The following is an 18,976-nucleotide window of genomic DNA, read 5'->3' on the forward strand; positions in this document are numbered from 1 at the left end:
CTTCTGCTCGTACCAGGAGAGGACCATGGAGAGCGGCAGGTCGTTGACGCCGCATTCGAAGGCCCCGGCCAGGGCAACGGCGATCTGGATGGCCGAATAGGCGTCGTTGCACTGCCCCACGTCCAGCAGTCTGGGAATACCGCCGATGTCACCCATCTCCTTGTCGAACAAACGGAACTTGCCGCAGGCAAGGGTCAGCACCACGCAGTCCTTGGGCACCTTCTCCACGAACTCGGTATAATAATTGCGCCCCGGTTTGGCGCCGTCACAACCACCCACCAGGAAGAAGTGGCGGATGGCTTTTTTCTTGACAGCTTCAATGACCGTGGGGGCCACACCCAGGACCGCCTGGCGGCCGAATCCGACCATGACCTGCTTGCCGGGAACATCGGATTCAAAACCGGGCAGCTCCAAGGCTTTGTTGATCGCCGGGGTGAAGTCCTTGTCGGCGATGTGGGTCATTCCTGGCCATCCCACCAGTCCAGTGGTGAAGATATTGTCCTGGTAGGACTCCCTGGGCTTCTGGATGCAGTTGGTGGTCATGACGATGGCACCGGGAAACGCGGCAAACTCTTTGGCCTGATTCTGCCAGGCGGTACCATAGTGGCCATAGAAATGACTGTGCTTCTTCAATTCCGGATAGCCGTGGCAGGGCAGCATTTCGCCGTGGGTGTACACGTTGATCCCCTTGCCCCGGGTCTGTTCGAGGATGTCATTCAGGTCCTTCAGGTCGTGGCCGGAAACGAGAATGGCTTTACCTTTTTTGGCACCCAGGGGCACGGCCGTGGGCACGGGATGGCCGTAGGTGCCGGTGTTGCCGGCATCCAGCAGCTCCATGGCCCGCAGGTTCACCTCGCCGCATTTGAGGGCCAGCCCCAGGTAGTCGTCAACACCCAGCGTGTGGTCAAGGGTTGCCGCCAGACCCTGGTAAATATATGCGTAAACCTTCTCGTCCTCCTGGCCCAGGATGCGGGCATGGTCGACATAGGCGGCCAGGCCTTTGATGCCGTATACGATCAGCTCCCGCAGGGAGAGGATGTCCGGGTTGACGGCAGGATCGGATTTGACACCCACCTTTTCGCCCTGGGCCACCAGGTCCGTCTGGGCAGCCGCGGGAACGAAGGTGGCCGGGCCATCGGCCAGGGCCACATTGCCGCCGGCAGCCTTGACCTTGGCCTTGAGCGCCTCACGATGGGTGACGGCCGCGTTGATCAGGGCGACAAACCGGGCCGGGTCGAAATCCACATTGGTCAGGGTCGAAAAGATGGCTTCACAGGTGAAGCGGTTGACGGCCGGGTCGCTGACGTTGACCTTGGCCCCTTCGACCGCCACCTGGGCGATCCCCTTGGTCGCATAAATGAGAAGGTCCTGAAGGGCGGCGACGTCGGGCTGTTTGCCGCATACGCCGATCTGGGTGCATCCTTCGCCTTTGGCCGTCTGCTCGCATTGAAAACAAAACATGGTGTTTCCTCCTTGGTTGTGTGTGTTGTGACTAGGGTCAGCGTTGCCCGGGCCTTATGTCCTTGCAGCCGAAGCGCCTATTACCGGTCTGGTTATCTTCTACCCTCATCCGTGTGAATTGCCCTTGACCTGGGTCAAGATCTTCTTTTTTTTTCACCGGCCCATGCGCCGGGTCGTGTGGCTGATTTCAATGGGTCATGGCCGGCCGATATACCTTGACTTATATCAAGGAACCAAGCAGATATATCGTTTTGGGAACAATCGTTTTTTCGAAAAGTTCAGCAGCAGGCCGGCGAAGAAAAGTGCGGCGCGTAAGCAGCGCATAGGGCAGCCGATGCATTGGCTACCATTGCAATGTTCGATCTTGAAGTAGTAAGCAGAATAATAATGCAGTGTCGGCTGACCGGCAACATAAAGGGTGGCGCCAGATGAAAAAAATCAGCCGGATCCTAACGATCACCCCGCTATTCAAGGGATTGACGGAACAGCAGATCGATGAGATCAGCGCCATTGCCATCGACCGGCGGTACCGACGGGGAGAGTCCATCTTCATGGAGGGCGACCTAGCGGATGGATTCTACATCGTCGCCGACGGCCAGGTAAAAATTTTCAAGACATCCCTGGATGGCAAGGAGCAGATTCTGCACATTTATGGGCCGGGCAACCTTTTCGGCGAAGTACCGGTATTCTCCGGCTCCCGGTTTCCGGCCAATGCCGAGTCCCTGTCCGGCAGCCATATTCTCTTTCTGCCGCGCAATGCTTTCGTGCGCCTGATCGCCGCCCACCCGTCCCTGTCCATGAACATGCTCGCTGAGCTATCCATGCGATTGCGGCAGTTTACCGTCCAGATCGAAAATCTCTCACTTAAAGAGGTCCCTTCCCGCCTTGCCTCCTACCTGATCTATCTGGCCAGGGAGCAGGATAATCAGAAACACGTGACTCTGGCTATTTCCAAAGGACAGTTGGCCAGTCTGCTGGGCACCATTCCCGAAACGCTCTCACGGATTTTTGCCAAAATGTCCGCTCAGGACCTGATCCGGGTCGAGGGCAAGGAGATCTATCTGCTGGACCCGCTCGGACTGGAGGATCTGTCCGCAGCCGGAAAGCTGACCGAATAAAAAACCCTGCATTTTTATGTTGACACATTGTGGTAGCTATTTTACCTTTAGCGCCATGAAAGCGCTGCAACGTCACCATCGCCCATTTTTAACCGGGCGTTTTCTATGCCTGGTGGTCATGGCGATCCTGCTGGCCAACCCTGTCCTGGCAACTGTTTCAGCGGCGTTTGCTTGCAATGGCCGGAACTGCTGCTGCGCGGATGACGGTGGGACAGCCACGGTCACGTTTCGCAGCATCGCCCCCGCGCAGGCAGACTGCTGCCGGCCAACGGGTGCAGCGCCATGCCGCATGTCCGCAAACAGCCTGCCGGACGCAGCGCCGGCACTGGTTCACACGCCTGATCGTCAATCCATGGATACTGTCCTGCTGCTTTGGGGCAACGGCCGCACAGCGGCCGACCGCATGCACTTATCCCCGCCCGGTCCAGGGGTCACCCGCGTCCCGGCGTCAGCGGCCCCACCGGTCTACCTGCGAACCTGCCGTCTGATCTGTTGATCGTTTCTTCTGATCCCCCGGGTTGTCAATCGCATTGATTTCTGTCCGCGGCGGCGCTGCGCAGCGCCGCAAGGATGACAATCGACCCCCCGTTCGCTCGCCTACCCCGCCGCAAGCGGCGGGGTTTGGGCTCGTTACCGTGGTTCAACAGCAACCAACGCATTGAGGAGCACCGTTCATGACTGCAAAGATTAAATCATCGCAAGCCAGCAACCTAGCAGCCAAGAGAGCCGTCGTGATGAACACCGACAAAAAGAACCCGACCCCCATCGTCATCGCAGCCGTGGTCGTCATCGCCCTGGCTGCCGGCCTGGGCTTCTTCCTGTTCCCGGACGGCGCGCCCCCGAGGATCACGACCAACTCCCCGCCGGACGCCCCGATCCCCGAGAAGGGCCGTTTCACCTATCCGGTCAGCCTGTTCGATGACGAGAAAGCCCGCCATTTTCAATATGCCGACACCGAAAGCAAGACCACAATCGGCTATTTCATCCTGAAAAGCACCGATGGCGTCATCCGTGCGGCCTTCGATGCATGCGATGTCTGTTGGCGGGCCGGCAAGGGCTATTACCAGGAAGGCGGCAGCATGGTCTGCCGCAACTGCGGACGTCGCTTCGAGTCGGGGATGGTCAACGAGGTCCAGGGGGGCTGTAATCCGGCGCCGCTGAAACGGACCATCCAGGGCGACCAGGTGGTGATCCTGGAGGACGATCTGAAAAAGGGACAGACTTATTTTAACTTCTCCAAAGAGGCTTAAATCATGCGCCTGACCGATATTTCCATAAAAAACCTCATGCGGCGCAAGGCCAAAGCCGGTTTTATCATGGCCGGCCTGGTGGTGGGTGTGGCCGCCATGGTGGCGGTGATCGGCTTCGTGCGCACCATGACGGCCGAAATCAATCACAAGATGGAGCGCTACGGGGCCAACATTCTGATTCTGCCCAAAACCGAAGATCTTCAACTCAGCTATGGCGGGATCAATCTGGGCGGCGTATCCGTCGGCGTGCAGCCGATCCACCAGGCGGACCTGCATCGCCTGACCACCATCAAAAACGCCGCCAACATTGCCGCTGCCGGGCCGACGCTGCTGGGTGTGGTTTCCGCCAACGGCCGCGACGTACTATTGGCCGGCATCGACATGAACCGCGTCGACGTCCTCAAACCCTGGTGGAGCCTGTCCGGCAAACTGCCCGACGGCAATGCCGTGCTGGCCGGCGCCCAAACCGCCAGTTTGCTGAACCTGACCATCGGCCGGGCGGTCGACATCAACGGCAGGCAGATGTACGTATCCGGCATTCTGGGCACCACCGGCAGCCAGGACGACCAGCTGCTGTTTGCAGAACTGTCGACCTCCCAGGCCATCTTGGGTAGACAGGGCCAGATCTCCATGGTGGAGGTGGCGGCCCTGTGCCACGACTGCCCCATCGACGATATGGTTCAACAAATCTCGGATGCGCTTCCCGGTGCCAAAGTCATGGCCATCCAGCAGGTGGTCAAAGGGCGCATGGACACGCTGCACCGCTTCAGTGCCTTCTCGATGGGCATGTCGGCAGTGGTCATCCTGGTGGGCAGCCTGGTGGTGCTCACCACCATGATGAGCAGCGTCCGCGAACGCAAGGAGGAAATCGGCATTTTCCGGGCCATGGGGTTTCGCAAAAGCCATGTGATGGGCATCATCTTTTCCGAAGCGGCCATCATCTCCGGCCCAGCCGGTCTCCTCGGCTATCTGGCGGGAACCGGGGCCACGTTCATTGCCGTGCGGTTTTTTTCAGACATGGGCCATGCATCGACCGCCTGGGATCCGCTGCTGTGCGGCGGCGCAATCCTGTTGGCCATGGTCGTGGGCCTGACGGCCAGTGTCTATCCGGCAATCATGGCCGCCCGACTGGATCCCAACTCCGCCCTGCGGTCATTGTAGGAGGGTATTCATGAGCAGTATCCACGCCAACCAACTGGGCAAATCCTATGGCCGGGGCAGCGCGGTTGTCCATGCCCTGGCCGACGTCAGCTTTGCCATCGACAGCGGGGCTTTCGTGGGCGTCATGGGAGAATCGGGGGCCGGCAAATCCACCCTGCTCTCCATCCTCGGTGCCATGAACACCCCCTCAACGGGAACGTTGACCGTTGACGGCATCGATGTCTACGATCTGAAATCGGAGCAGCGCGCCGATTTTCGCCGTGAATTTCTGGGGTTTGTTTTCCAGAGCTTCCACTTGATCCCCTATCTGACCCTGCTGGAAAACGTCATGCTGCCGTTGACCACCATCCGCATGTCCAAATCGGAAAAGCGGTGCAAGGCCCAGGCTGCACTCGACCGGGTGGGTTTGGGACCAAAGGGCGGGCGCCTGCCCGGCGAAGCCTCGGGTGGAGAAAAGGAGCGTTGCGCCATCGCCCGGGCCATCGTCAACGACCCGCCGGTGCTTCTGGCCGACGAGCCCACCGGCAACCTGGACACCCGCACCACCGATGCGATCATGGATCTGTTCACGGGGCTCAACGCCGAAGGCATGACCATTGTGATGGTCACCCACAGCCCCCGCTGCGCGGCCCATGTGCAGCGAGTCCTCAACGTGGCCGACGGGCGGCTGCAGGGTGGCCGGTAACACCCGCAAAAAAAACAGGGGCCAAGGGGTCAAGGATTCGAGGGGTCAAGTGAGAAAAAGGAACATTCATCGTCCAGGGTTCAATCTTCCCCCCGTGTCGGAAATGCCTGCCGGCCGCCTCCGGTTCATGGGAACCGCTCTCAACGCGGCTTACTTGCGGTCCATCTTCTGCTTGAGTTTCTTTTCGATCTCGGCAAACAGGTCCTGCTTTTTCCGGTCCTGCTGAGCCTTGATGGATGCAACCTTTTCCTGCATCGCGTCGCGGCCCTGCTTGAATTTCTTCAATTCCTGCTCAAGCCGGCTCTCTTCGTAATCCCGCGGCAGCTCCTCGATGGCCAGATGGTTGCCAACCACGATGCGGTCATTGAATCCGCTTTGGACCGTGTCGACGATTCCCGGCTCCTTGAGTCGGTTGAGCAGGAAGCTGCCCTTTTCGTCCGAATAGTCCAGCAGCCGGCAGACAGCCTCCAATGACGGTGGTGCGCCGTCGCGATGATCCAGCACCCGCACAGCCGCCACAAACAGATGCGCAGTGGTATATAAATCGTTCGCCTTCATGATGGTCAATCTCTGCCTTGTATGGTTTCAGGGCCAATTTCTTGACAACCCCCGGCAAGGAGAGTACCATTTGTTGTTGAATTGTCAAGCGCCAACCGGCCCACGGATTACGGGGGCCGGCATTCCTTCAAACCATTGTTTTTTATGTTTGTTAACAATTTTACGCATGCCATCGGCGCAGCCGGTGTCGACCATGCGAACCAGGCAATCGGGAGATGAAACCATGACGGAAATTATCGATGTAACCGCGAGAGAAATTCTGGATTCCAGGGGCAACCCGACCGTGGAGGTGGAGATGATGCTGGCCTGCGGCGCCACCGGCCGCGCGGCGGTTCCCTCCGGCGCATCCACGGGCACACGCGAAGCCCTGGAACTGCGCAATACACGCGCCAAGCGCTACGGCGGCAAGGGAGTGGTCACGGCGGTTAAAAATGTCAACACCACCATCGCCGATGAAATCCGTGGGATGGATGCCTCCGATCAATTGACCCTGGACGCCTGCATGCTGGCACTGGACGGCACGGCCAACAAATCCAAACTGGGCGCCAATGCCATTCTGGGTGTCTCCATGGCTGCATCCCGCGCGGCTGCCAACGCCTTTGGCCTGCCCCTATTCCGCTACCTGGGCGGCGTGAATGCCAGAATCCTGCCCGTGCCCATGATGAATGTGGTCAACGGCGGGGCCCATGCCGCCAACAACCTGGACATACAGGAATTCATGATCGTCCCCTTCGGTGCCAAAAGCATAACCGAGGCCATCCAGATGGGCGCCGAGACCTTCCACGCCCTGAAAAAAATTCTCAAATCCAAGGGATTGAGCACGGCAGTGGGCGATGAAGGCGGCTTCGCACCGGATTTTAAATCCACTGAAGAAGCCCTCGACTTTATCATGGAAGCGATCAAGGCTGCCGGCTATACGCCCGGCAAGGATATGGGGCTGGCTCTGGATGTGGCCGCCAGCGAATTCTACCAAAATAAAAAATATGTCCTCAAGGGTGAGAGCAAATCCCTGTCCGCAGTTGAAATGGTGGATTATTTCGAGAACCTGATTGAGAAATACCCCATCTTGTCCATCGAAGATGGCCTGGCCGAACAGGACTGGGAGAACTGGGTGGTAATGACCGACCGCCTGGACGAGTACATTCAGATCGTGGGCGACGACATCTTCGTCACCAATCCGACTATTTTTGCCAAGGGCATTGAAGACGGCATCGCCAACTCGATTCTGATTAAACTCAACCAGATCGGCACGGTCAGCGAAACCCTGGATGCCATCGAGATGGCCAGGCAGGCCGGGTACACCACCGTGATATCCCACCGCAGCGGTGAAACCGAGGACGCGTTCATTGCCGATCTGGCCGTGGCGGTCAACAGCGGACAGATCAAGACCGGTTCCCTGTCGCGGTCAGACCGCATCGCCAAGTACAACCAGCTGATTCGTATCGAAGAAGCCCTGGGCAAAGGGGGCCGGTTTGCACAGGATATCTTCGTTGCCGATTAGATGCCGTGGCCGCCGGTTCCGGTTTCGCGCTACCGGTATTTTTGAAATGGCGTCCAGCAGGGGTAAGCCACCCATGAAAACAAGATCGATGACTCCGGCACGGGCTGCTTTATTAACGGCCGCCTTTGGGGTGGTTTTTATCACTGCGGCCTTGACCGGCCCGGCCGGCGCCCATGTCCTTGAAGGCCCCCATATTCTGGAGCTCACCGCTGAGGCCATGGGCAGCATAGCCACCCTTCAGGTGGACCAGAAGTTGATGATCTATCCCCAAACGCCGGAAGCGACACCCACCACCCTGGATGAAACCGCCACCTATGTGCTGCCGGAAAGGTTCCGGTCGGACATCCTTTCCGAACAGGTCCAACGGACCCACCTGGTCTTTGGCGACCATGGGCTGACCGTAATCGACGGTCGCATGGCTGTTGACGAAACCCCCTACGATCTATACCAGCGGCTGCTGCGCAGCCGGACCCGGCCTCGCCTGATGCGCACACTCAACCGGCTGGGCGTCGAAACCGCCATAGCCAGCCTGGGCCGACTGGACGAAAAGGTGGTGTTCGTTGTGGGCGCCCGCTACCCCGATGAATCGGTCTCCCAGCTGGCTGTCGACAAAGAGACATTTTTACCCATCCGGCTGCTGCTGACGGAAGGCGAGCAGCAGCCGGATGGCAGCCGTCTGGAAATTTTTTACCACAACTGGCAGAAAAGCCAGAGCGGCTGGTTTCCATGGCAGGTTCTTTTTTACCTCAACGGCCGCCTTGCCCGCGAGATCCGGGTGACCGGCCTGCGCCTGAACCCATCCATCCCTGCGGATATGATGGATCTGGAAGCATTGAAAGCTTCGGTTGCGGCCCGCGACGCCGATGCTGCCCATGGGCACACGCAGGAAGCCGTGGAAGCGGTGCAGCAGGGGGTCGAGGACGTGCAGAAAAAATTTGAGTAGCCGGTTTTACAAACCGGTCAAATATGCTACAGGCAGTCGCATCGGACGTTTTACGAAACCGTCATAAACGCACGGCTGAGGTTTTCAATGGGTTACGACACCAAGTATATTTTCGTTACCGGGGGCGTTTTGTCTTCCCTGGGCAAGGGCCTGGCATCGGCGTCCATCGGCGCACTGCTGGAGAGCCGGGGGCTGACCGTCACCATCCAGAAGCTGGACCCTTATATCAACGTGGACCCGGGAACCATGAACCCGTTTCAGCATGGGGAGGTCTTCGTCACCGATGACGGCACCGAAACAGACCTGGACCTGGGCCACTATGAACGGTTCACCCATGCCAAGCTGGGCAGGGACAACAACTTCACCACGGGGAAAATCTACCACAGCGTCATCACCAAGGAGCGCCAGGGAGAATACTTAGGCGGTACGGTGCAGGTCATCCCCCACATAACCGATGAAATCAAGACCAGCATCCGCAAGGCATCCAAAAATGTGGATGTGGTCATCGTTGAAATCGGCGGCACCATCGGCGACATCGAAAGCCTGCCTTTCCTGGAAGCCATCCGCCAGTTCCACAACGATGCGGGCAAGAACAACGTCATCTACATTCACTTGACCCTGGTGCCCTACATCGGCACGGCCGGAGAGGTGAAGACCAAACCCACCCAGCACAGCGTCAAGGAGCTTCGCAGCATCGGCATCCAGCCGGACATCCTGTTGTGCCGCACCGACCGTATGCTGAATGCAGACATCAAGGCCAAAATCGCCATGTTCTGCAATGTGGGTGCCGATGCCGTCATCACGGCGAAGGACGTCAACTGCATCTATGAAGTTCCCCTGCTGTTCCATCAGGAGGGGCTGGACAACAAAATCGTTGAACTGCTCAATATCTGGACCCGGGCTCCCCGGCTTGAGAATTGGGAGACCCTGTGCCGGCAGATGAATGACCCCACCTACACGGTTACCATTGCCATTGTCGGCAAGTATGTGGACCTGACCGAATCCTACAAGAGCCTCAACGAAGCCCTGATCCACGGCGGCATCCCCAACCGGACCCGGGTCAATCTGAAATTTGTGGATTCGGAAACCATCGACGCCAACACCTGCAGCCTGAGCCTGGAAGGGGTGGATGGCGTGCTGGTGCCCGGTGGCTTCGGCTCACGGGGAGTGGAGGGCAAGATCTGCGCGGCACGGTACGCCCGGGAGAACAAGATACCCTATTTCGGCATCTGTCTGGGCATGCAGATCGCCGTCATCGAATTTTCCCGCAGCATTGCCGGCCTGAAGATGGCCAACAGCACCGAATTCGATCTGAGTACGCCCGATCCGGTGATCTATCTCATGGCAGAATGGTTCGACGACAAATCCGGTACCGTCCAGAGGCGCGACGTCCACTCGGACAAAGGCGGCACCATGCGTCTGGGAGCCTATCCCTGCAAGCTGGAAAAGGAAACCCTGGCCTACCGGGCCTACGGCATGGAAATCATTTCCGAACGCCATCGCCACCGTTATGAATTCAACAATGCCTATATTGAAAAGCTGGAAAAAGCCGGCCTCAACATCTCAGGCATGGCCCCGTCGGGCGAACTGGTGGAAATCGTTGAAATCGAGGATCACCCCTGGTATCTGGGATGCCAGTTCCACCCGGAGTTCAAGTCCCGCCCCATGACCCCGCACCCCCTGTTTCGCAGCTTCATCGCCGCCGCCCTGAAATACTCAGGCAGCCGGGAGATCGAAAAAAAGTAAGAGCCAGGAGGAAAAGGGCGGCTCTTAGCTGATAGCTGTTAGCTGTTGGGAAGAGCTAAGCGCCAAGAGCCAACCCTTGTATCCCCTACAGGCAGAGTTCATTTTTCAAGATTTCATCAATCTTGCGTGAAAGGCCTTCGAGGTTATAGGGCTTTTGGATAAAACCGTTGCATCCACGATCCATCAACTCCATGGCCTGGCCGTCAATACTGAAACCGCTTGCCAACAGGACCTTTACATCGGGATTGATCTGCCTGAGCAGATCAAAGGTTTCGCGGCCGCCGGTGCCGGGCATGATGAGGTCCAGAATCACCAGGTCGACGCCACCGGAATTGGCCCGGTAAAGCGCTATGGCCTCATCGCCGCTCCTGGCAGCGATGACCCGGTAGCCCATCCGCCCGATCATCTCCGTCCCGATGTCGAGAACAATATCCTCGTCATCCACGACAAGTATCGTCCCCTTGCCGAATTTGATCTTGGCATCATTCTGGTCTGCATCAGAAATTTCACGTTTTGACAGGGGCAGATAAATGGTGAATGTCGTTCCCTGCCCCGTTTCCGAGGCCACTTCGATATAGCCGGCATGGGCCTTGATGATGCCGTATGCCGAGGACAGGCCCAAACCCGTGCCTCTGCCCATCTCCTTGGTGGTAAAAAACGGATCGAAAATACGGGTTTGCGTTTCTGAATTCATTCCGTGGCCGGTATCGGTGACCTGCAGCCGGGCATATTGGCCGGGTTCCATCTTGTATGGCTTTTGCCCCTTGTCCCGGTACTGGACGATCGACGCTTCCAGGCTGATATCACCGCCATCAGGCATCGCATCCGCCGAATTGATCAACAGGTTGAATAACACCTGCTCGATCTGGGATCTGTCGATGTCCACCAGGATCCGCGTTGCTGACAGATCCAGGTTGACGGTAACCGCCTTTTTTGTGCGCCCGAAGATTTCGGCGGTTTCGCGTACAATTTGGTTCAAATCGACAACTTTAAGCTCAAACTTCCCCTTGCGTGCATATCCAAGCAGTTGGCTGGTAAGCTTGGAACCGCTCTGGATAAGCTTCTCGATCTTCTTGAGTTTATCATAATGGGGGCTTGTGGGTTCCGTGTCGAGCATCATAATTGAGATGTTTCCCAGAATTCCCATCATCAGGTTGTTGAAATCATGGGCCAGGCCGCCGGCAAGTGTTCCGATTGCTTCCATGCGCTGGGCGAACTGCAGTTGGGTTTCCATCCGCCTGCGGTCACTGATGTCTCGAAGTATTTGCAAAATTCCGGCGGGTTTGCCTGCATTGTCTTCGTATCGGGAGATACTGATACTGACATCTATTCTGCGGCCATCACGGGTATAGCGCTGGGTCTCATATCCATGGCGGGTGGTCCCCTTTTCAATGACATCTTTGACGATGGCGGTGGTTTTTTCCTCGGCGGACGCGGGGATGAACGGTATCTGTCGACCTTTGATGTCATCCAGCGGCCACCCAAACAACTGCGTAAAAACAGGGCTTACATAGGTCGTTCGCTGGGCTGTATCGCATATGACGATCGCATCGGCAGAGGAGTGCAGCAAGGACCGGTAGAGTTCTTTGGATCGTTCCGCCTCTTCGTATAAACTGCGATATCTTTTTTCACTCTTGAAGAGGGCTGATTCGGCCTTCTTGCGTTCATTGATGTCGATGAGGCTGCCTTCCACATATAGGATTGAACCATCGGCGCCTCTGACGGTGCGAGAATGGTTCTCGACCCAGATCACCGATTGATCATAGCGGCGCATCTCCACCTCATAAACATTCTTGACTCCGGATATTTCGATGACCGTTTGCCATTTGGAGCGGTCTACCGGGTGGGCATACATTTTTTCTGCATTTTGGGATAAAAAATCCGCTTTGGAGGGATATCCAAGCATTCTGACCAATGTGGAATTGGCATCGATAGCCTGGCCATCGAATGTTGTCCGATAAAGACCAACAGGGACGCCGTCGAACAGGCCTTTGAAATGCGCTTCACTCTCCTTTAACGATTTTTGGGCCGTTTTCAATTCTGAGACCCGACATTCGATGTCCCCGAAGAGCTTCTGCAGCTGCAGTCGCATCGACTCGAAAGATCGGGCCAGCACACCTATCTCGTCTTGGCGATTGATCAGGGCAGGCCCAACTTCTGATTCCCATTGACCGCCTCCGAGATGTTCGGCGGTCCTGGCCAGCATGGCTATTGGCAGCATATAGTGCAGCGCCGACCGCCGGCCGACCAGATAAACACAAAAGAACGTTGCCGAGAGAAACACGGTGATGGCGATGCCCGCGACCATCAGCTGGTCGGATAAAAACTGATGGAAACTGGCGTTGATTACCCTGGCTTTCTGCTCCATGGCGGCAACGGGAGCCGTGAATTCATCAATGGTGGTTGTGGCGGCGACCATAAGGGGTTGCCCATGTAAGGAACCCTTTACCGGTGTCATGGTCATATATTTTTGCTCAAGGGAGCCATCGGGCTTAATCCAGTCGTAGTAGCCTGAAACCTCATCACCCGGCAAGGAACGTTCAAAGATGGCCCACCAGGATGGGATCTCATCCGATAAGAACGCCATTTTCCGGTTTACCAGATTAGGATTTGGATGAATGCGCATAATCCCGGTTTCCGCCTCATACAGGCAGACATATCCGGTCTGCCCGACCTGCTGCAAGGCAAGGGCCTGGAACTGGTCGGACTGCTGGAGATCCTGCATACGCATTGCCGGGTTGAAGGATAAAAAAAGCGCTATCTGTCTAGCTGCGTTCCTGGCCGTATCCCGAATGATCTGTTGACCCAGCCTTTCCAGTTCTGCCTTGGCATCCGCGTTCAGTTCATGGGTTGAATCGGACAACAGCTGGAAAATGTGTCGCTGGGCAAAATATCCGCCCGTGATTGCAAACACAAAAAACAAAAGGACCGGGATGAGAGAAATCAGCAGATATTGTTTGGTAAATTCCCTGGCCATGGATGTTGAAGGCCTTGTGCTTTTTTGCATGGACGGAACCTTCAGCTGAAGTGAGCGCTGTGTTTTAAGTTTATGAAAGCATTATTGGTCGCATGGTATGATTTCTTTAATGCCCGCGATTTGGGATAGGCAACAATTTGCCGGTCGAAAATCAGGCCCAGGGTAAACCGGGCCCATCAATTTGGGTCAAGAAAAATCTGAAGCGGCCGAAAAACCACCTAAGCGTATCCGCGCTTGGGTGGTTCAGAACCGAGCCCGGATTAAGAATCAGATCACACCGGGTGATCCCAACCCTGCCTTTGTGATTGATTCAGACACCATTTTCTACCCTAAAAGGTTTTAAGCAATCTTTTTATCCAGCCATCAAAGGAGCCTTCAAAATGAAATTCAATCTGCAGTCCATCTCGGCAAAACTGATACTCGGCGGCGTAACCGCCGTTGTGGTGCCATTGATCATCGTGGGATATCTATCTTTTTCAAAAGCCCAAACCGCACTGCAGGATCTGTCGATGAACCAGGCCCAGGGCATTGCATCCGATCTGGCACGATTGACCCGCAACATACTTGATTCTGAAAAGGGCAAGGCCGCATCCATGGCCAGCCAGAAACGGGTTAGAGACCTTGCGCTTTCCGTAAAAGAGTCCGGACTGGATGCATCCACCGATGGCGTTGAAGATGCTTTTAAGGCGCTGAAAAGACAATTTGAAAGTATGGGAGACCAATATCAGGGCGTTTTCATTGCCGATGCCAGCGGAAAGGTATTTACAGGCATTCTTGAAAATGGGGCGGCCTATAAGGGGATTAACATTTCAGACAGTGAATTTTTCTTACGGGCCAGGCAGACAGGCGAAGCGATTGTCAGTGAAATGACTGTTTCCAAAGCCACCGGCAAACCGGTCGTCACCATCTGTGCACCCATCAAATCCGACAACGGCCAGTTCCTTGGCATTCTGGGAACCGTTATCAAGGCCGAGCATTTCACGAACCTGGTTGCCAGCCGAAAAATCGGCCAAACCGGCTATGGCTATATGATGGATAATAAGGGTATCGTCCTGGCGCACCCCACCGCCGAACATGTGCTCAAACTGGATGTAAACAGCATCCCGGATATGGCCTCCATCAACAAGCGGATGATGGCCGGTGAAACCGGAGTGGAGGAATATACATTCAAAGGCGTCCTCAAAATCGCGGGATTCGCCCCGGTAAGCGTGAACGGGTGGTCCATCGGCGCGACGCAGAACGAAGATGAGTTCCAGGCCGCCTCGGTTTCTATCCGCAATTCGAATGTGCTGGTGGCCGCCGTCGCCGGCCTCTTGACGGCCATCTTCGTCCTGTTCGCCGCGCGATCCATTGTCAGACCGATCAATGCCGCCGTCGCCGGTCTTAAAGACATCGCCCAGGGCGAAGGCGACCTGACCATGCGTCTGGAAGCCAGCACCCGGGACGAAGTCGGTGAACTGGCCAGATGGTTCAACGTCTTCATCGAAAAACTGCAGGGAATCATCAGGGAGATCACCGACGGTGTCCAGACGCTGTCTTCATCATCCACAGAACTTTCGGCCATTTCCGAACAGATGACCCAGGGCATTCAGACTGTGTCCGACAAGTCCAACACCGTATCCGCCGCCGCCGAAGAGATGAACGCCAACATGAACAATGTGGCCGCAGCCATGGAGCAGTCCGCCACCAACACCAACATGGTGGCCACGGCATCCGAAGAGATGTCCGCCACCATCGGTGAAATCGCCCAGAATGCCGAAAAGGCCCGGGGGATCTCCGATGAAGCGACCCACAAGGCGTCCAGCGCATCGACAAATATGGATCAGCTGGGGGCTGCGGCCAATTCCATCGGCAAGGTCATTGAGACCATCACCGACATTTCAGAGCAGGTGAACCTGCTGGCCCTCAATGCCACCATCGAGGCCGCCCGGGCCGGCGAAGCCGGCAAGGGTTTTGCGGTGGTTGCCAACGAGATCAAGGAACTGGCCAAGCAGACCGCCGCGGCGACCCAGGACATCAAGGAAAAAATCGAAGGCATTCAGGGAACCACCTCCACGACTGTGGGTCAGATCACGGAGATCACCCAGGTCATCAACTCGGTCAATGATGTGGTGGCCAATATCGCCACCGCCGTCGAGCAGCAGTCGGCGGCCACCAGAGAGATTGCTTCCAACGTGGCCCAGGCGTCCCGGGGTATCCAGGAGGTCAACGAAAATGTCAACCAGAGCACGGCGGTGTCCGGTGAAATATCCAGGGACATCGCCGGAGTCAGCCTATCCATGAATGAAATGTCCACCAGCAGCGGCCAGGTCAACCTCAGCGCCCAGGAGTTATCCAAGCTTTCCGAGAATCTCAAGCATCTGGTGGATCAGTTCAAAATCTGACCCATCGGCGGGCGGCGCTAACCGACCTCACCGGTTCGCGCCGCCCGCTTATTTCACCGCCGACAGCCTTGCAGCGCCCTCACGAGGCTGCCCGCACACGGATATGGGGATTCCAATCAGCGCATGGAAACGCGCTAGCGGCCACACCCGGCTGCACCCGTTGCCGGCAGATTCCGTCAGATGCTCCGCCCAGCCTCCTCAGCCTCGCTCTGGGCCAGCATGAGGTTGCGCGGTGATTTGGCATCGCCGATGACGATGACTTCGACTTTTCGGCGATCCAGCATCGGTTTGGCTTCACGCACCGCGGTCATGGCTTCGGCGACCACCACGGTATCAAACCCCTTGAGCGTCACCGGGGTGCCGGCACTGGTGAAAACCACGCCATCGTCGCTGAAGATCTTGACCGCCACCTGCTTAAACAGATGGACCGAGTCGCGTTTGAGCCGCTCCCGGAGGTAGAAGCGGTCGTTGCTGGACATCTCCTCGCCAAAGTGCCGCCTGCGGTTGAGCACCGCCACCTCACGGCCCTTCTCCGCCAGGAAATCCGCGGTCACCAGTCCGGCCTGGCCGCCGCCCAGGATGATCACCCGGTCGCCGGTGATCTTGCCCTCCAGCACTTCGGTCACCGTGCACAGGTCCATTGTGGTGGTGAACAACCCCTTGATGATGGGCATGTCCGGCAGGCTGCCCGACGCCAGGATCACGGCCTGCGGATCGACTGCGTCCAGCAGGGCCTCGTCCAGCCGGGTGTTGAGCCGCAGGGCCACACCCAGGCGCTCCACTTCATGGATGAGGTAATTGATCACGTCCATGATCTCGCCGCGGCCGGGAGGCTTGGCGGCCAGTCGCAGCAGACCGCCGAGGCCGGCCGTTTCCTCGACCAGCGTCACCGTATGGCCCCGCATGGCCGCCATGCGCGCCGCCGCCAATCCCGCAGGACCGCCGCCCAGCACCAGCACGCGCCTGGGCTGAGACCTCTTTTCGTCTGCGGCCATCAAATACTCGCGACCCACATCGGGATTGACCACGCAGCCGCCGGGCTCAAGGGCCAGCACCGCATGAATGCAGCCCAGGCAGCAGCCGATACACGGTCGGATGGCGTTCAGGTTCCCCGCACGGGCTTTCTCCGGCAGCATGGGGTCGGCGATCAGGGCACGGCCCATGGCCACCACATCGGCCCGCCCCTCTTTGAGGATACAGTCGGCCAGTTCTGGGCTTTTGATCCGGCCCACCCCCACCACGGGAATATTGACGACCTGTTTGACGGCCTGGGCCAGGCCCACGAAGCAGCCGTGTTCCACATACATGGAGGGGATGGTCAGCTGTGTGGAACCGTAAACGCCGGCAGACACGTGCAGATAGTCCGCTCCGTTCTTTTCCAGAATCGGGGCCAGACGCAGGGCGTCGTCCAGGGTCCAGCCGCCGTCGATGTAGTCTTCACCGTTGATGCGCAGGCCGACTGGGAAATCGGCGCCCGCCTTGGCCTTGATATCGGCCAGCAGTTCCAGGAAAAAGCGGATGCGGTTCTCAAAGCTGCCACCGTACCGGTCTTCACGATGATTGGAATTGAGGGCCAGAAACTGATTGATCAGGTAGCCGTGGGCCCCGTGGACCTCGACGAAATCGAACCCGGCGTCCCGGCAGCGCCGGGCGGCGTCACCGAAAGCGCCCACCAGTTCGGCAATATCTTCGACCGACAATTCCCGGGGAACCCCCTTGACCACCGCCGGCGCGGGAATGGCTGACGGCGCCACCTTGCGATCGTGGTAGGACTGGCGCCCGCCGTGCATGAGCTGGACGCCGAAGCAGGTGTCGAAGGCTTTGACCGTCGCGACCATCTTTTGGAGAGCCGGGATGCAGGCATCGTCCCACAGGGCGGGCAGACCGGGAAGCTCCAGACCCGTGGGATGCACACCGGCGCCGCCCACCAGGATCATGCCGGCGCCTCCCCTGGCGCGGGCCGCCAGGTAGCCGGTCAGCTGGTCGGTGACGAAGTTGTTTTCATCCACGCCGAAATTGATGCTCATGGCCGACATGAGCAGGCGGTTCTTGGCCGTCATGCGTCCGATTTGAATGGGGGCGAAAAGATGCTTGAGAATGGTCATGGAACCCTCCGGAAAATAGATGCCGATTAAAAAGTAAAACCGGTCGGTCTTATCGTTGAAAAGGGGGTATACACCTTTTGGATGGGCCCGTCAATTGGCCCTCAATTCAGGAGCCAAGAGCAACAGGGCAGCTCTTAGCTGTTGGCTGTTGGTAAAACCAAGAGCCAAGTACCAAGAGCTATGAGCCAAGAGCCAAGTACCAAGAGCCAAGAGCCAACAGCCAATCGGCGAACGGGTTATTTTTTCTAAAGAACCAGAAAAATAAACCGAACCATGGGAAACATTGGCAGCAGCCGGTTGAAGTTACCGGCAAGATTTCAAATCCTGAGTGCCAGCGCAAAACCCGATGGAGTGAGTGGTCGAAATGAATATTCTTACTGTTATTCCTGCACGTTACGGATCTTCAAGATTCCCTGGCAAACCGATGGTCCAGCATGTCTACGAACGGTCCTGCCTGGCCGGCTGCACAGACCGTGTGCTTGTCGCCACCGATGACCGCCGCATAGCGGATGCGGTAGCCGGCTTTGGGGGCGAAGTGATCATGACCGCCCCCGATCATCCCTCGGGAACGGACCGCGTGGTTGAAGTGTCACGCCATATCCGGGCCGATATCTACATCAATGTGCAGGGGGATGAACCCTTGATCCGTCCGGGTGACATCGACCTGTTGGTCCGGAACATGCTGGAGGACCCGTCCTGCCAGGTGGGTACGCTCTGCCACCCGATTCCCATTGAGGAAGCCCTGGATACCAACACGGTCAAGATGATCGTTTCCCACAGCGGCAATGCGTTGTATTTCAGCCGGGGGCTTATTCCGTACGTTGCCAATACCACCTATCAACCGGAATATTTAAAGCACATCGGTATCTATGCCTATCGCGCAGAATTATTGGCCCGGTATACTACCTTACCGCTATCGGCGTTGGAAAACCGGGAACGCCTGGAGCAGTTGCGACTGTTGGAAGCCGATTTTCCCATCAAGGCCGTGCGGACGACACGCACCGGTCCAGGTGTCGACACGCCGGCTTGTCTGGAAAAAGTAAGAAGGATCATGGCGCACGACTATTCACAGCATGTTGCGCTTTGC

General features: G+C 57.4%; 14 protein-coding genes. 10 read left to right on the plus strand and 4 right to left on the minus strand.

Translation table 11 applies throughout. The features are described 5' to 3' along the window. Positions 1-1,461, minus strand: a 1,461-nt coding sequence (gene hcp / locus R6V78_RS13235) for a hydroxylamine reductase (protein ID WP_410289839.1), incomplete at its 3' end; no start/stop codon positions are given. Between the two features lie 428 nt (positions 1,462-1,889). Between hcp and R6V78_RS13240 the strand changes: the two genes are divergently transcribed. The 5 genes from R6V78_RS13240 to R6V78_RS13260 all read left to right on the plus strand — a co-directional run bounded on the left by R6V78_RS13240 (position 1,890) and on the right by R6V78_RS13260 (position 5,675). Further along, complete coding sequence (locus R6V78_RS13240; RefSeq protein ID WP_410289840.1) at positions 1,890-2,579, plus strand: Crp/Fnr family transcriptional regulator; 690 nt, start codon at positions 1,890-1,892, stop codon at positions 2,577-2,579. Between the two features lie 118 nt (positions 2,580-2,697). Next, positions 2,698-3,075 (plus strand): hypothetical protein, encoded by a 378-nt coding sequence (locus R6V78_RS13245; RefSeq protein ID WP_410289841.1) that lies wholly within the window; start codon positions 2,698-2,700, stop codon positions 3,073-3,075. A gap of 178 nt (positions 3,076-3,253) precedes the next feature. Then, a complete protein-coding gene (locus R6V78_RS13250; RefSeq protein ID WP_410289842.1) occupies positions 3,254-3,829 on the plus strand; it encodes a Fe-S-containing protein in 576 nt (191 codons plus the stop codon). Positions 3,830-3,832: 3 nt separating this feature from the next. Further along, positions 3,833-4,990: an ABC transporter permease gene (locus R6V78_RS13255; protein ID WP_410289843.1), complete on the plus strand. Its 1,158-nt coding sequence runs from the start codon at positions 3,833-3,835 to the stop codon at positions 4,988-4,990. A 10-nt stretch (positions 4,991-5,000) separates the two neighbouring features. Beyond that, positions 5,001-5,675 carry an ABC transporter ATP-binding protein gene (locus R6V78_RS13260; protein WP_410289844.1) on the plus strand — a complete coding sequence of 225 codons (675 nt, stop codon included), beginning with the start codon at positions 5,001-5,003 and terminating at the stop codon, positions 5,673-5,675. 150 nt (positions 5,676-5,825) lie between these two features. Here the strand turns inward: R6V78_RS13260 and R6V78_RS13265 are convergent, their stop codons facing one another. Then, positions 5,826-6,233, minus strand: a complete 408-nt coding sequence (locus tag R6V78_RS13265; protein ID WP_410289845.1) for a hypothetical protein — start codon at positions 6,231-6,233, stop codon at positions 5,826-5,828. 223 nt (positions 6,234-6,456) lie between these two features. Between R6V78_RS13265 and eno the strand changes: the two genes are divergently transcribed. The 3 genes from eno to R6V78_RS13280 all read left to right on the plus strand — a co-directional run bounded on the left by eno (position 6,457) and on the right by R6V78_RS13280 (position 10,423). Next, positions 6,457-7,734, plus strand: a complete 1,278-nt coding sequence (gene eno / locus R6V78_RS13270) for a phosphopyruvate hydratase (protein ID WP_410289846.1) — start codon at positions 6,457-6,459, stop codon at positions 7,732-7,734. A gap of 73 nt (positions 7,735-7,807) precedes the next feature. Next, positions 7,808-8,677 carry a hypothetical protein gene (locus tag R6V78_RS13275; RefSeq protein WP_410289847.1) on the plus strand — a complete coding sequence of 290 codons (870 nt, stop codon included), beginning with the start codon at positions 7,808-7,810 and terminating at the stop codon, positions 8,675-8,677. A gap of 87 nt (positions 8,678-8,764) precedes the next feature. Continuing rightward, positions 8,765-10,423 (plus strand): CTP synthase, encoded by a 1,659-nt coding sequence (locus R6V78_RS13280; protein WP_410289848.1) that lies wholly within the window; start codon positions 8,765-8,767, stop codon positions 10,421-10,423. 85 nt (positions 10,424-10,508) lie between these two features. On the opposite strand, the gene R6V78_RS13285 is transcribed toward R6V78_RS13280, so the two are convergent. Next, positions 10,509-13,430: a PAS domain S-box protein gene (locus tag R6V78_RS13285; protein WP_410289849.1), complete on the minus strand. Its 2,922-nt coding sequence runs from the start codon at positions 13,428-13,430 to the stop codon at positions 10,509-10,511. A gap of 350 nt (positions 13,431-13,780) precedes the next feature. Here R6V78_RS13285 and R6V78_RS13290 point away from each other — a divergent pair, with 350 nt between their 5' ends. Continuing rightward, a complete protein-coding gene (locus R6V78_RS13290) occupies positions 13,781-15,784 on the plus strand; it encodes a methyl-accepting chemotaxis protein (protein WP_410289850.1) in 2,004 nt (667 codons plus the stop codon). Between the two features lie 176 nt (positions 15,785-15,960). Here the strand turns inward: R6V78_RS13290 and R6V78_RS13295 are convergent, their stop codons facing one another. Then, on the minus strand, positions 15,961-17,889 hold the full coding sequence (locus R6V78_RS13295) for an FAD-dependent oxidoreductase (protein ID WP_410289851.1): 1,929 nt from the start codon (positions 17,887-17,889) through the stop codon (positions 15,961-15,963). Positions 17,890-18,253: 364 nt separating this feature from the next. Here R6V78_RS13295 and kdsB point away from each other — a divergent pair. Continuing rightward, positions 18,254-18,976, plus strand: a 723-nt coding sequence (gene kdsB / locus R6V78_RS13300; protein WP_410289852.1) for a 3-deoxy-manno-octulosonate cytidylyltransferase, incomplete at its 3' end; no start/stop codon positions are given.

The organism is Desulfosarcina sp. (assembly GCF_046496365.1).
Lineage (GTDB): Bacteria > Desulfobacterota > Desulfobacteria > Desulfobacterales > Desulfosarcinaceae > Desulfosarcina.